The organism is Mycobacterium sp. PDNC021 (assembly GCF_048282635.1).
GTDB lineage: Bacteria > Actinomycetota > Actinomycetes > Mycobacteriales > Mycobacteriaceae > Mycobacterium > Mycobacterium llatzerense.
Genome location: NZ_CP182502.1, coordinates 656,722 through 670,733, shown reverse-complemented (window position 1 = coordinate 670,733; position 14,012 = coordinate 656,722). Strand labels below are relative to the sequence as shown.

Sequence of the window (14,012 nt, the reverse complement as noted above, 5' to 3'; positions counted from 1 at the left end):
CAGAGTTCACCCGAGAGGAGCAATACATGAGCGAGGGCAGCGCAACGCTGACCGTCACCGACGGTTCGTTCGACAGCGACGTGATCAAGAGCGGCACCCCGGTGCTGGTCGACTTCTGGGCGACCTGGTGCGGACCGTGCAAGATGATCGCCCCGGTGCTCGAGGAACTGGCCGGCGAGAAGGCCGGGGAGCTGACCGTCGCCAAGCTCGACGTCGACGCCAACCCGGAGACCGCCCGCAACTTCAACGTCGTCTCGATCCCGACCCTGATCCTGTTCAAGGACGGCGAGCCCGTGAAGCGCATCGTCGGCGCCAAGGGCAAGGCGGCACTGCTGCGCGAGATCGCCGACGAACTCTGACCGCATCAGCGGCTGCGCACCCGCCGGATTCGGCGGGGCGCACCGCTGCTGCCTGTGAAGTTGCGGAATCCTGAGGAGGGTCTGCGACAATGGGTGCAGGCGTCCCGCCAGTGCGCTAGCTGTCCGCCCGCCTGGCGTCCGTGATTGAAAGGCCAGGAATGTCGATACTGCGTCGCGGTGACCGGGGAGGTTCGGTCACCGAGATTCGGGCCGCACTGGCCGCCCTGGGACTGCTGGACAGTCCCGACGCGGATCTCACCACCGGCAAGCACGTCGCTCTCGATTATTTCGACGACGATCTCGATGAGGCCGTGCGCGCCTTCCAGCAGCAGCGTGGGCTCCTCGTCGACGGCATGGTCGGTGAGGCCACCTATCGCTCGCTGAAAGAAGCCTCGTACCGCCTGGGGGCGCGCACGCTGTCGCACCAGTTCGGTGCCCCCATGTACGGCGACGACGTCGCCACCCTGCAGGCGCGGCTGCAGGATCTCGGTTTCTACACCGGTCTCGTCGATGGTCATTTCGGCTTGCAGACCCACAACGGCCTGATGTCGTACCAGCGCGAGTACGGCATGTTCCCGGACGGCATCTGCGGTCCGGAGACGCTGCGCTCCCTGTACTTCCTCGGTTCCCGGGTCACCGGCGGTTCGCCGCACGCGATCCGCGAAGAGGAACTCGTCCGACGCAGCGGCCCCCGCCTGACCGGAAAGCGGATCATCATCGATCCGGGCCGCGGCGGCGATGACCGCGGGCTCATCATGACGAGCCGGTCCGGCCCCGTCAGCGAAGCCGACGTCCTCTGGGATCTCGCCAGCCGCTTGGAAGGCCGCATGACGGCCATCGGCATGGACACGTTCCTGTCGCGCCCGGTCGGCGGCAGCCCGGCCGACGCCGAGCGCGCCGCGACGGCCAACGCGGTCGGTGCCGATCTGATGATCAGCTTGCGCTGCGCCAGCCTGCCCAGCCCGGCAGCCAACGGCGTCGCATCGTTCTACTTCGGGAATTCGCACGGTTCGGTGTCCACCATCGGCCGCAACCTCGCCGACTTCATTCAGCGGGAAGTGGTGGCGCGCAGCGGTTTCCGCGACTGCCGGACCCACGGCCGGACCTGGGACCTGCTGCGGCTGACCCGGATGCCCACCGTGCAGGTCGACCTCGGCTACGTCAGCAGCCCGCACGACCGCGAGCTGCTGACCTCCCCCGGTGCCCGCGACTCCATTGCCGAAGGCATTCTGGCCGCCGTGAAGCGGCTGTATCTGCTAGGCAAGAACGACCGTCCCACAGGCACTTTCACGTTCGCCGAGCTGCTGGCTCACGAGATGTCGGTGGAACAGGCCGGCCAGGCCGGCGCTTAGTCCGTCGGTATGAGTCGCCACGCGGCGATCCTCGTCACGGGGATGTCCGGGGTGGGCAAGTCGACGGCGCTCGCCGCTCTGGCGCAACGCGGCTATGCCACCGTCGACACCGACGACGGTCCCTGGATCGAAGTCATCGACGGCGAGCCCCTCTGGCGAGAGCCGCTGATCGACGACCTACTGAATCGATGGCGAGACCGGCCGTTGTTCGTTCAGGGCACCGTGGCCAACCAGTGGCGCTTCTACCATCGACTCGACGCGGTCGTACTACTCACCGCCCCAACCGAAGTCATCTTGGACAGGCTGCAGCGCCGGACGAACAATCCGTTCGGCAAGGCCGCTGACGAGCGCGCCCGGATCCTGGCCGACATCGCTGAGACCGAACCGCTGTTGAGGCGGTCGGCCACTCACGAGATCGAGACGACGCGTCCGCTATCCGAGGTCGTCGACATCTTGGCCGACATCGCGGACGGCGTCGAACCCGGGTTGTGAGGCCTCCAGGGCGCCGGTGGTGGTGTCGGCCCAGCTGGCGAGGAAGCGCAGAGCCTGCTGGTTGGCGCTGTCGGGTTCGGCAGTGAAGACGCTCAGGCGTAGTCCTTGCTCTCCGGGCAATTCGAAGCTCTGGTAGTTCAATTCGATGTCGCCGACGATGTGGTGGCGCATGCGTTTGGTGCCGGTCGTGTGGCGGCGGACGTTGTGGGAGGCCCAGCGCACCCGGAATTCCTCGCTGCGCGTGGACAATTCACCGACCAGGTCGGACAACGATTTGTCGTAGGGGTTACGACCGGCAGCAGCTCGCAGCACCGCAACGATGTCGGTGGCGGCGCGGTCCCAGTCGACAAAGAAGTCCCGCGCGCTCGGGTTCAGAAAGGTGTAGCGCGCGACGTTGGGCGGTTGCACGGTCTCGGCATGCGTTTCGCTGTACAGCGCGGCACCAAGTTTGTTGGCCGCGATGATGTCGCCACGTTCATTGCGGATGTCAGCGGCGGCCTCGGTGATCGCGTCGAGCACCTGCCGCACAACGGGTTTGATCCGCGTCGTCGACGTCGACGCGCGTTTCGTGGCGCGTGCGGCGTTGTCGATGCGCGCCAGATCGAATAGATGGTCGCGTTCGGCATCGTCGAGTTGCAGAGCCCGCGCCAGCGCGTCCAGGACGCTGTCGGAGGCGCCGACCAGATTGCCTCGTTCGAGCCGGATGTAGTAGTCCGCGGAGACTCCGGTGAGCATGGCGACTTCTTCGCGGCGCAGTCCTGGCACCTGTCTCTTTCTGCCGAACACCTCGAGACCGGCCTGCTGCGGGGTGATGCGGGCGCGGCGCGAGGTCAGGAATTCGCGTATCTCGCGACGGTGGTCCACGGTCCCCACACTATGGCCGGTGCGCCGGGCTGCGGGGGTGTCTGGCAGTACCTGTCATCGCAGGCCCTCCCCGACCGGCCGATTACGCGGTTGACTCGTTGGCGGAACTCAACTGGCCGGAGGCGCAATGAAGTACATCCAACTGCGGGACCTGACCGTGTCGAGAATCGGCCTCGGAGCGATGGGGATGTCGCACGGGTACACCGGTGCCGGCGCCGACGACGCCGAGTCGATCCGGACGATTCACCGTGCCCTCGATCTAGGGCTGACGTTCATCGACACCGCCGAGATCTACGGCCCGTTCATCAACGAAGAACTCGTCGGCAAGGCGTTGAAGGGTCGTCGCGATCAGGTGGTGCTGGCCACCAAGTTCGGTCTGGTGTCCCACACCGGCGAGGGCGCCTGGAACCTCGACAGCAGCCCCGCCAACATCCGCACCGCCGTCGAAGGGTCGCTGCGCCGGTTGGGTACCGACCACATCGATCTGTACTACCAGCACCGCGTCGATCCGAACACCCCCATCGAGGACACCGTCGGTGCGGTCGCGGAGCTGGTCGGCGAAGGCAAGGTCCGTCACATCGGGTTGTCGGCGGCCGCCGCCACAACCATCCGCCGCGCCCACGCCACGCACCCGATCACCGCGCTGCAGTCCGAGTACTCGCTGTGGACCCGCGATCTGGAGGCCGAGATCATCCCGACCTTGCGTGAGCTGGGCATCGGACTGGTGCCGTTCTCCCCGCTGGGCCGCGGCTTCCTGACGGGCACCATCCGCTCCCCCGAACAGTTCGACGACACCGACTTCCGCAAGGACAACCCCCGCTTCACCGGAGAGAACTTCACCCGGAACCTGCGCATCGCCGACGAGGTCAAAGCCGTCGCCGATCAGGTGGGAGCGACCCCGGCCCAGGTGGCGTTGGCCTGGCTGCTGGCGCAAGGCGACGACATCGCTCCCATCCCGGGGACCAAGCGCGTCGCACGTGTGGAGGAGAACATCGCCGCCGACGCGGTGGAGCTGAGCGCCGCACAACTGCTGGCCCTGAACACCCTGCCCCCAGCAGTCGGGGAACGCTACAACCCCGAACAGATGGCGATGTACGAACGCTGAGCACCGCCCGAATCACCCCCGACACGCTAGGACACCCCGTGCAGACCATCACCTTGAACAACGGCGTCGAGATCCCGATCCTGGGATTCGGCGTGTACCAGGTGCCCGATGACGAGACCGAACACGTCGTCGCTCAGGCGCTGGAAGCCGGGTACCGGCACATCGACACGGCGGCGTCGTATCAGAACGAGCGTCCCGTCGGGCGTGCCCTCGCCGCCAGCGGCATTCCGCGCGACGAGCTGTTCGTCACCACGAAGTTGTGGATGGAGCACGCCGGCCAGGACGCCACCCCGGCCGCGTTCGAGCGGTCCCTGGACCGGCTCGGGTTGGACTACGTCGACCTCTACCTGATCCATCAACCCTTCAATGACTACTACGGCGCCTGGCGGGCCATGGAGCAGCTGCTGGCACAGGGCCGCGCCCGGGCGATAGGCGTGTCGAATTTTCTGCCGGACCGGCTGGTCGATCTGATCGTGCACAACGATGTCGCTCCGGCCGTCAACCAGATCGAGACGCACGTCTTCTATCAGCGCGCCGAGGATCACCGGGTGATGAGCGCCTACGGTGTGCGCCACGAATCGTGGGGCCCGTTCGCCGAGGGTCGCAACAACATGTTCGCCGATCCGACGCTGACTGCGATCGCCACCGCGCACGACAGATCGGTCGGGCAGGTCGTGCTGCGCTGGCTGATTCAACGTGACGTGATCGTCATCCCCAAGTCCGTCCGCCCCGAGCGGATGCGCGAGAACCTCGCCGTTTTCGACTTCGAGCTCACCGCCGCCCAGATGGACCAGATCTCGGCGATGGACACCGACAGAAGTCTGTTCTTCGACCACCGCGATCCCGCGATCGTCGACCAGTTCTCCAAGCGTCACATCGACGTCTGACTCACGAGAAGGACCTACACGTGCACACCCGAGAATCGGTGCATCGTCGACGCACTTTCCTGCTGGGCGCCGCAGCCGCAGCCCCGGCGATCGTAGGTCTTGCCACCGGCTGCGGCACCGCACCAGAAACCGAGAACCCGCGGCGTGACACCAACCCAGCGGTCGCCGCGGCAACCACCGTCGGCGGCCGACGCAAGCTCGGATCGCTGGAGGTGTCCGGCATCGGGCTGGGCTGTCAGACCATGCCCGGCAAGCTCTACGGTCCGGTCACCTGTCGCTCGGACATGGTCGCGCTGATCCGCACTGCACACGACCAAGGGGTGACGTTCTTCGATACCGCCGAGGCGTACGGGCCGTTGGAATCTGAACGCATCGTCGGCGAGGCACTGCAACCTGTGCGCGACCAGGTGGTGATCGCCTCGAAGTTCGGTTGGGATATCGACCCGGACACCGGGCAGCGCCGTGGTGGACCGAACAGCCGGCCCGACCATATCCGCCGGGCCGTCGATGCGATGTTGCAGCGGCTGCGCTCAGACCACATCGATCTGCTCTACCAACACCGGGTCGACCCGACGGTACCCATCGAAGACGTCGCCGGCACCGTGAAAGATCTGATCGGCCAAGGCAAGGTCCGCCATTTCGGCTTGTCCGAACCAGGTCTGCAGACCGTGCGCCGCGCGCATGCCGTGCAACCGCTGACCGCCATCCAGAACGAGTACTCGATGCTGTGGCGCGGCCCCGAGGCCGGCGTGCTCGCGCTGTGCGACGAGCTCGGCATCGGGTTCGTGCCCTGGGCCCCGTTGGGTATGGGCTTCACGACCGGCGCCATCACGCCCTACACCCAATTCGCCGACGGCGACTTCCGCGCGACCGTGCCCCGCAACTCCCGGGACAACCTCGCCGCGAACATGCCTCTGCTGCAACTCGTTCAACGCTGGGCCGTACGCAAGGGCGCGACACCGGCCCAGATCTCGCTGGGCTGGCTGATGGCCCAGCGCCCTTGGATCGTGCCCATTCCCAGCACCACGCGCACGCCACACCTCCTGGAGAATCTCGGCGCCGACCATCTCACCTTCACCGACGCCGAACTCCGCGAGCTCAATACCGCGGTCGCTGCCATCCCTGTTCACGGGGACCGATTGCTGCCGGCCAACCTCGCCCAAACCGGAGTCGAAGCACCACCTAGGTGACCCCGGCGATGCACCGCCCTCGCATCGCACCTGGCGTCCAGCCTCCTGGATCAACTGAATCCGGGAACTGAGGCCGAGCTCGGTGTAGATGTGGGTCAGGTGTGCCTGCACCCCACGCGGCGTCGAAGTCCGTCTCCCCCATCGCCTCCCGCAGGGCCGCCACCGACGCCTCGTAGCCCGCCTGGTGGACCTGGAAGCGAACGGTACCGACGTGTCCCCGCATCGACTCTGCTGGGCCGCAGAGCCGGGCTGCCTCCCGATGATCGCCGGCCAGCTCCGCCAGACATTCCAAGATCTCCGGAACTCCGGCCGCGGCCCCAATTTCGACAGCAACAGCAAGCGCGGCGTGAGCGTCACGTGACGCTTGATCCGGTTGGTCCTGGGCCATCGCCACGCGGGCCCTGGTGATGAGTGAAACCACGTGATGCCGCCCCGATGTCGAGCCAACCGCGTCGTCGACCCAACGGCGGGCCGCGGCGAGATCGCCTGCCGCGAGTTCCGCCTCAGCCAGGCGGGCATATGTGGTCACCGCCGTCGCCGGCCCCAGTCACGCGGGCCGGACCGGTCGCCCGTCACCTCCATGAGATCGATCCCGGATTTCCTCCGCTGCGGCGCGGGCTGTCGCCGCGTCACCCGCCCATGCGTCGAGTACCGCCTTGTCTGCGAGCACCCGCGCATAGGCCACAGGCGCCGCCAGAAGGGTGGGCAGATGGTCGTCGCCGAACATGCCGCTGAACCAGTCGGCGAACAGCTCAACGGCTTCTTCGGCGAGCGACAGGGACGGCACCTGCCACACCGCTTCCCCTGGGACACCGAGCGACTCCCGGCTCGTGGCCAGCAGGGTGATTCCCGGTGCCGCCCCCGAGCAGAGACGCCACGAACGTGGCGCTCGCGTCGAGAACGTGCTCGCAGTTGTCGAGCACCATGAGGAGTCGGCGGTCGCGGACGAACCGCAGCAGGGTGTCCGTCGTGGAGCGGCCGGGTTGATCGGGCAGGCCAAGCACGCGGGCCGCGGTGACGGGGCACGGCGTCGGGATTGGTGACCGGAACCAGATCGACGAACCAGACGCCGTCGTCGTAGTCGCCGACCGCGCGGGCAGCGACGTGGACCGCCAGCCGCGTCTGCCCGCGCCGCCGGCTCCGCAGAGGGTGACGAGCCGGTGGGCGGCCAGGGCGTCACGCAGATCCGTCGTCTCGGTGCGGCGCCCGATGAAGGTCGTCAACTCGGCGGGCAGTCCATGCGCGACGACGGAGCCCGGCGCCCGCAGCGGCGGGAAGTCGTTGCGCAGATCCCCCCGTTGTTTCACGTGGAACCGTCGCGCCGTCAGCTCCGCGGAATGAACCGCGCGACCGCGTCAGTGATCGCCGCCGCCATCGCGGGGCTGCCCGTGTGGCCGGAGTCCTCGATGATCCGGAGCTCGGCGTCGGGCCATGCCTGCGCGAGTTCCCATGCCGTCCGCACCGGCGCGGAGAGGTCGAGGCGGCCGTGGATCAGCACACCGGGGATGCCTTTGAGTCGATGCGCCTCGCGCAGCAGTTGACCGTCTTCGAGCCATGCGGTGTGGGCGAAGTAGTGCGTGCAGACCCGCACGAACGCCGGCCTCGCTGCATCCATCTTCGCCGTGTACTGACCCGGCTTCCCCAGAGTCTCGTGGGCGATCGCGGCGTCTTCCCACGCACACCAGTCCTGGGCGGCTCGTTCCCGTACCGCGACGTCGGGATGCTCCAGCAGCTGCCGGTACGCCTCGACGAGATTCCCGTCCCGGTGCTCCGCCGGCACGCCGTCGCGGAATCGCTGCCACTCGACCGGCCGGACGATCCGCAGCCCGCGGTACAGCCAATCGACTTCCTGTGGCCGCGTCATCGTCACGCCGATCAGCACGATGCCGAGCACCCGCTCGGGATGTCGCTGCGCGTAGGCGAGGATCAACGTGGACGCCCAGGAGCCGCCGTAGAGCAGCCACCGGTCGATGCCGAGGTGACACCGCAGCGCCTCCATGTCGGCGAGCAGATGCTCGGTGGTGTTGCACGACATGTCCGTCGTCGGATCGGCCGCGCTCGGCACGCTATCGCCGCAGCCACGTTGATCGAAAGACACGACGCGGAAGAGCGCCGGGTCGAATTGTCTGTGTGCGTTGCGCGAGCGGCCCGCACCCGGTCCGCCGTGGACGATCAGGACCGGGCGGCCGGCCGGTTTGCCCCGCGTTTCCCAGTACATCCGATTGCCGTCGCCGACATCGAGCAGGCCCGAGGAATCCGGACTCATCGACGACGCCCCATGGCGGCGAGGGTACGGGAAGGTCGGTGTTTCACGTGGAACCACTCGGTTGGGACTGGCATCCACGCGGATCGATCTCAGCGCTGCGGTGTCCACAGCACCGGGCTGGGCAGCGCGCCCACCGGCTGCTGCAACGCGTTGCTCTCCAGCAGTCGCTCCAGCGCGGCCTCGACGTCAGCCTTCCAGCCGAGTCCCTGCTCCAGCTCCAGCCTCAGTCGCGGGAAGTATGGGTGCGGCGCAACGATCTCGAACCCGTTGTCTTGCAGGAAGTCGGCCTCGATCACGCACTGCTCGACGGCGCACTCCCCGAACGCCTCGACGGTCGCCGCCAGCTCTGCCGGGCACGCGTGCGGGCTACCGAGCTGGGCGACCTCTGTCGTGCGGCCGAACGCTTCCAGCGCCCGCACACCGCGACGAACCAGATCGGCGACGACGGCCGCGATGAGATGGCGCGACAGCGCCTCGCCGTCTTCACTGGAGTCGACGCCGATGGACGTCAGCAGCACCGCGTCAGGACTGACCGGTCCGGTTGGAAAGCGCCCCGCCCGGGGCACCGCGCGCGGCGGCGCATAGAACGCGTAGCCCAGACAGGGCGCGTCATCATTGGGGTCCTCGGCGCGGTCCGGGTCGCAGGTTACCGCCAGCTGTCCGCACGATCCCCACTCGAGCATGACCATCGACAGCCATGCTTCCTTCTCGAACTCGGGGTCACTGAGATGCTCACTGTCGCCGAGCGCCGACGGGTCGACCTCCCAGAAGACACAACGCCGCGCGTGCTTCGGCAGCCGCTCGAACGATTCGAGGCGCAGCGGCGTGATTCGTGATGTCACCAGACTCCCGTCGTCCGCCCGATCGGATCAGGCTGCCCTTCCAGGATAGGAGAAGCAGGCGCCGCCGACCCGATTTGTTCAGTCCTGATCGACGGCGGCCAAATGCGGCGCTGTTCCACGTGAAACATCGCGGTTCCCCTCCCCCGTCCCGCACACCCAAAAACCTCACCGTCACAGTGACGTAACGGGTCCTGGTGGCTGGTCGGGTTGTCGCAAACCCCAAAATCGGCCAGTTAGCCCTGTTCGGTCTTCATCAGTTCGACGATGCGCTGAAGGTCGTCCACCGAGCCGAACTCGACGACGATCTTGCCTTTGCGCTTGCCCAAGCTCACGGTCACCTTGGTGTCGAACGCGGTCGACAACTGCTCGGCCACATCCTGCAGCCCGGGCATCTGGATCGGCTTGCGCTTCGGTGCCGGCGTCGGCTTGTCACCGTCGCGGTTGGCCAGAGTGACGGCTTCCTCCGTCGCGCGCACCGACAGCCCCTCGGCCACGATGCGGGCGGCGAGCTCCTCCTGCTTCTCCGCTCCCCCTTCGAGCGCCAGCAGGGCACGGGCGTGGCCGGCCGACAGCACACCGGCGGCGACCCGACGCTGCACCGCGATGGGCAGCTTCAGCAGACGGATCATGTTGGTGATGACCGGACGCGACCGGCCGATGCGGGTCGCGAGTTCCTCGTGGGTGACGTCGAACTCCTCCAGCAGCTGCTGGTAGGCCGACGCCTCTTCGAGCGGGTTCAGCTGGACCCGGTGAATGTTCTCGAGCAGCGCGTCGCGCAGCATGTTGTCGTCGGCGGTCTCGCGCACGATCGCGGGAATGGCGGTGAGGCCGGCCTCCTGCGAGGCACGCCACCGCCGCTCGCCCATGATCAACTGGTACTTGTGCGGGCCCGACGGCTCGCTCAGCTCGCGAACCACGATGGGCTGCATGAGGCCGAACTCGCGGATGGAGTGCACGAGCTCGGCGAGCGCGTCACCGTCGAAGACAGTCCGCGGCTGCCGCGGGTTCGGCTGGATTTCCGCAGGCTCGATCTCGCGGTACACCGCACCGATGGCTTCGGCTTCCGCCTTGGCCGCTGCCGCGGCCGCGGTGCCGTTGGTCGGGATCGACGGTGCTCCACCGATCACCACGTCGGCGGCGGCGGACCCCATCCGCAGCGAGGTGTCCTGCTGCTCGTCTTCGGGTGCACCGGTCGGGATGAGCGCCGCCAGTCCCCGACCGAGTCCGCTGCGCTTACGTGGCTGCGACATCGTTACTTCCTCACTCCGTGCTCGCCACGCTGGGCGAGTTCACGACTGGCGTCCAAATAGCTCATTGCTCCACGTGATCCCGGGTCGTAATCCAGGATCGTCATGCCGTACCCCGGAGCCTCGGAAACCTTGACGCTGCGTGGGATGACGGTCCGCAAAACCTTATCGCCAAAGTGGTCGCGGACATCCATCGCGACCTGGTCGGCGAGTTTGGTGCGTCCGTCGTACATGGTGAGGACGACGGTCGTGACGTCGAGGTGGGGATTCAGGTGCGCCTTGACCATCTCGATGTTGCGGAGCAGCTGACCCACACCTTCCAGGGCGTAGTACTCGCACTGGATCGGGATGAGCACTTCCGGCGCCGCGACAAGCGCGTTGATGGTCAGCAGACCCAACGACGGCGGGCAGTCGATGAAGACGTAGTCGAAGTTGTGGTCTTTCAGCGTGGCGAGCGCGTTCCGCAGTCGTGTTTCACGTGCCACCATGCTGACCAACTCGATCTCGGCGCCGGCGAGGTCGATGGTCGCCGGAACGCAGTACAGGCGCTCGTTGTGCGGGCTGCGCTGCAGCGCGCTCTCCAGGGTGATCTCCCCGATCAGCACCTCGTACGACGACGCGGTACCCGGCCGGTGCTCGATGCCCAACGCCGTGCTGGCGTTGCCCTGGGGGTCCAGGTCGATGACCAGAACGTTCAGACCCTGCAGCGCCAGGGCCGCAGCCATGTTGACCGCGGTGGTGGTCTTACCGACGCCACCCTTCTGGTTGGCGATCGTGAACACCCGCTGGTGCTCCGGGCGCGGCAGCTGCTGTCCCTTTGCTCCGTGAATGATCTGGACCGCACGTTCGGCTTCCGCCCCGATCGGCGTATCCATGGTCACGCTTGGAGTCCACGTTTCACGTGAAACATCGGCATCGATTGCTGCCTTTCCTGATGTGGCGGCCGGGTCGGCCGCTTTCGAAACCTGGGACATGTTGCTCCCCCTGGCCGGCGATGTCATCGCCGGTTCTTCACCGCTCGGCCGGTCCCTGCGCGCTTGGCTCCGCGCGTCGCCACGACCACGGTTGCGGGCGGAGTCAAATAGTTCACGCCACATTTCACCACCCTTACGTCCACAGCACCGAGTGAGTTGAGTGCCCGACGGTGTTCGACGATTTCGTCGGCCGCCCGCTCCCCCTTGAGGGCCAGCATCCGGCCGTCGACTTTCAGGAGCGGCAGGCTCCACTTGGCCAGCTTGTCGAGGGCGGCAACCGCTCGGGAGGTGACGACGTCGAGCTCCCCTGCCTCGGCCCGCACCGCCCGCTCCTCGGCGCGACCGCGAATCACGGTCACGTCGATACCGAGCTCGGCCACGACTTCACGAAGGAAGTCGGCGCGGCGCAGCAGCGGCTCGATCAGAACCACGTGAACGTCGGGCCGGGCGAGCGCCAACGGGATTCCCGGCAGGCCGGCTCCACTGCCGATATCGCCGATTCGTTCGCCGCTGGAGACCAACTCACCTATAGCGGCGCAATTCATCACGTGACGGTCCCAGAGTCGGCTGACTTCGGACGGTCCGATCAGTCCGCGTTCGATTCCGTCGCCCGCAAGGATCTCCGCATAGCGCTGTGCCAGCTCGGCACGGTCACCAAAAACGTCGACGGCGGCGGCCGGTGGGGATGGGGCGTCACCATGTTTCACGTGAAACAGCCTCCGCTTTCCCCGCCAGCTCGCCGCCGACGAACAACATCGATGTAATTAAGGTGCTCAATCAGGCAGGACAACCACCCGGCGAGACGGCTCCACGCCCTCGCTCTCGCTGTGCACGCCATCCACGGCCGCCACGGCGTCGTGCACGATCTTGCGCTCGAACGGCGTCATCGGCGACAGCTCTTCGCGCTCGCCCGAGGCCAGCACCCGGTCGGCCACCTTCTGGCCGAGCGCTGCCAGTTCATCACGCCGCTGCCGACGCCACTTGGCGATGTCCAGCATCAGCCGGCTGCGCTCGCCGGTCTTCTGGTGCACGGCCAACCGGGTCAGCTCCTGGAGTGCATCCAGCACCTCGCCCTTGCGACCGACCAGCTTCGTCAGATCGTTACCACCGTCGATGCTGACGATCGCGCGGTCCCCCTCGACGTCCAGATCGATGTCACCGTCGAAGTCCAGCAGATCGAGGAGTTCCTCGAGGTAATCCCCGGCGATCTCACCTTCGGCGACCAGGCGCTCTTCGAGATCCTCGCCCTTGCTTGCAGGAGCGGCCGCAGTCGTCGTCGGGGCCTCGGCCTCGATGCCGGCTTCCGCCTGCGTTTCTGTGTCTGTCATATCCCTGCCTTCTCCCTCTTGCACCGGCCGTCGCTCAGGGTCTTTACCCTCTGGCCGGTCAACGCTTCTTCTTGTTGGGCTTGGCACCCGGGGCCGGCTTCGACCCCGCAGAATCGGATTCCGTCGCGCCGTCGAGCTCCGTACCGGTCTGTTCGACGTCGGCGCCGGTGCTCGCCGGGGCAGCCGGCGGATTGCCCTTCTTCGACCTGTTCGGCTTCACACCGGGTGCGGGGGCGTTGGCGGAGCGACGCGCGATCGCCTGCTCCTTCTCCTCCGCCTCACGCTTCTCGATCCGGTTGAACACCACATGCTGCTGACCGTAGGTCCAGATGTTGTTGGCCACCCAGTACATCAGGATGGCGATCGGCAGGAACGGCCCGGAGACCACCACACCCAACGGGAACACGTACAGCGCGAGCTTGTTCATCAGCGCGGTCTGCGGGTTGCCGGCCGCTTCGGGACTCTGCCGGGCCACCGACGCGCGGCTGTTCATATGCGTGGCGATACCGGACACGATCATCAGCGGGATGCCGACCAGGATCACCGACATGCGGTCGAAGTGGGCGAACGCCTTGAGGCTCTCGCCGGTCTGAATCATGGTGGCGCCCAACGGCGCACCGAAAAAGTCTGTGTTCAGGAAGTGGCTGACGTCGACGGCGCTGAAGAAGTAGTTGCCGGTCGTCCGGTTCTCTTCCAGGGACAGTGCCTGCGCCCCGATCCCCATCCCGGCGCCCTCAGTCCGGTTGAACGACCGCAGAACGTGGAACAGGCCAAGGAACACCGGAATCTGCGCCAGCATCGGCAGACAGCCCAGGAGCGGGTTGAAACCGTGTTCGCTCTGCAGCTTCTGCATCTCGAGCGCGAGCCGCTGCCGGTCTTTGCCGTACTTCTTCTGCAGTTCCTTGATCTGGGGCTGCAGTTCCTGCATCTGACGGGTGGTCTCGATCTGGCGGACGAACGGCCGGTACAGGATGGCACGCAGGGTGAACACCAGGAACATCACCGACAGGCCCCAGGCGAAGAAGTTCTCCGCACCGAGGATCGCGCCGAAGAGCTTGTACCAGAGCCACATGATCCCCGATACCGGGTAATAGATGTAGTCCAGG

Annotated in this window: 15 protein-coding genes and 1 pseudogene; 6 read left to right on the top strand and 10 right to left on the bottom strand. The window is 66.8% G+C overall.

The features are described from left to right. The first annotated feature begins 26 nt into the window (after positions 1–26). The 3 genes from trxA (at position 27) to ACNO8X_RS03075 (ending at position 2,203) form a co-directional block, all read left to right on the top strand. Positions 27–359 carry a thioredoxin gene (gene trxA / locus ACNO8X_RS03085; RefSeq protein ID WP_043391502.1) on the top strand — a complete coding sequence of 111 codons (333 nt, stop codon included), beginning with the start codon at positions 27–29 and terminating at the stop codon, positions 357–359. Positions 360–517: 158 nt separating this feature from the next. Continuing rightward, the gene (locus ACNO8X_RS03080; protein WP_043986329.1) at positions 518–1,711 is read left to right on the top strand and encodes an N-acetylmuramoyl-L-alanine amidase; all 1,194 of its coding nucleotides are present in this window, start codon (positions 518–520) and stop codon (positions 1,709–1,711) included. A gap of 9 nt (positions 1,712–1,720) precedes the next feature. Next, complete coding sequence (locus ACNO8X_RS03075; RefSeq protein WP_418004105.1) at positions 1,721–2,203, top strand: shikimate kinase; 483 nt, start codon at positions 1,721–1,723, stop codon at positions 2,201–2,203. On the opposite strand, the gene ACNO8X_RS03070 is transcribed toward ACNO8X_RS03075, so the two are convergent. Next, complete coding sequence (locus tag ACNO8X_RS03070) at positions 2,144–3,076, bottom strand: helix-turn-helix transcriptional regulator (protein WP_418004104.1); 933 nt, start codon at positions 3,074–3,076, stop codon at positions 2,144–2,146. The two genes, ACNO8X_RS03075 and ACNO8X_RS03070, sit on opposite strands and share 60 nt — an antisense overlap. Before the next feature lie 118 nt (positions 3,077–3,194). Between ACNO8X_RS03070 and ACNO8X_RS03065 the strand changes: the two genes are divergently transcribed. The 3 genes from ACNO8X_RS03065 to ACNO8X_RS03055 are packed head-to-tail and all read left to right on the top strand — an operon-like array spanning position 3,195 to position 6,249. Further along, positions 3,195–4,172, top strand: a complete 978-nt coding sequence (locus ACNO8X_RS03065) for an aldo/keto reductase (protein WP_418004103.1) — start codon at positions 3,195–3,197, stop codon at positions 4,170–4,172. 38 nt (positions 4,173–4,210) lie between these two features. Continuing rightward, positions 4,211–5,059: an aldo/keto reductase gene (locus tag ACNO8X_RS03060; protein WP_418004102.1), complete on the top strand. Its 849-nt coding sequence runs from the start codon at positions 4,211–4,213 to the stop codon at positions 5,057–5,059. Positions 5,060–5,079: 20 nt separating this feature from the next. After that, positions 5,080–6,249, top strand: coding sequence for an aldo/keto reductase (locus ACNO8X_RS03055; protein WP_418004101.1), 1,170 nt, complete (start codon positions 5,080–5,082; stop codon positions 6,247–6,249). Here ACNO8X_RS03055 and ACNO8X_RS03050 read toward each other — a convergent pair. From ACNO8X_RS03050 to yidC, 9 genes and pseudogenes are all read right to left on the bottom strand, one after another. Beyond that, positions 6,242–6,778, bottom strand: coding sequence for a hypothetical protein (locus tag ACNO8X_RS03050; RefSeq protein ID WP_418004100.1), 537 nt, complete (start codon positions 6,776–6,778; stop codon positions 6,242–6,244). The two genes, ACNO8X_RS03055 and ACNO8X_RS03050, sit on opposite strands and share 8 nt — an antisense overlap. 210 nt (positions 6,779–6,988) lie before the next feature. Beyond that, positions 6,989–7,541: pseudogene (locus ACNO8X_RS03045) on the bottom strand (ATP-binding protein); the annotation flags it as partial. Between the two features lie 32 nt (positions 7,542–7,573). Beyond that, complete coding sequence (gene pip / locus ACNO8X_RS03040) at positions 7,574–8,515, bottom strand: prolyl aminopeptidase (protein ID WP_418004099.1); 942 nt, start codon at positions 8,513–8,515, stop codon at positions 7,574–7,576. A gap of 89 nt (positions 8,516–8,604) precedes the next feature. Next, positions 8,605–9,357: an acetyltransferase gene (locus ACNO8X_RS03035; RefSeq protein WP_418004098.1), complete on the bottom strand. Its 753-nt coding sequence runs from the start codon at positions 9,355–9,357 to the stop codon at positions 8,605–8,607. Positions 9,358–9,590: 233 nt separating this feature from the next. Continuing rightward, the gene (locus ACNO8X_RS03030; RefSeq protein ID WP_071286393.1) at positions 9,591–10,607 is read right to left on the bottom strand and encodes a ParB/RepB/Spo0J family partition protein; all 1,017 of its coding nucleotides are present in this window, start codon (positions 10,605–10,607) and stop codon (positions 9,591–9,593) included. Between the two features lie 2 nt (positions 10,608–10,609). Further along, positions 10,610–11,578: a ParA family protein gene (locus tag ACNO8X_RS03025; protein WP_377041980.1), complete on the bottom strand. Its 969-nt coding sequence runs from the start codon at positions 11,576–11,578 to the stop codon at positions 10,610–10,612. A 23-nt stretch (positions 11,579–11,601) separates the two neighbouring features. Beyond that, positions 11,602–12,285 (bottom strand): 16S rRNA (guanine(527)-N(7))-methyltransferase RsmG, encoded by a 684-nt coding sequence (rsmG, locus tag ACNO8X_RS03020; protein ID WP_418004097.1) that lies wholly within the window; start codon positions 12,283–12,285, stop codon positions 11,602–11,604. A 66-nt stretch (positions 12,286–12,351) separates the two neighbouring features. Then, positions 12,352–12,906: a protein jag gene (locus ACNO8X_RS03015; RefSeq protein ID WP_260934772.1), complete on the bottom strand. Its 555-nt coding sequence runs from the start codon at positions 12,904–12,906 to the stop codon at positions 12,352–12,354. Positions 12,907–12,964: 58 nt separating this feature from the next. Continuing rightward, positions 12,965–13,978, bottom strand: a complete 1,014-nt coding sequence (gene yidC, locus ACNO8X_RS03010) for a membrane protein insertase YidC (RefSeq protein ID WP_418005753.1) — start codon at positions 13,976–13,978, stop codon at positions 12,965–12,967. Positions 13,979–14,012: the final 34 nt, after the last annotated feature.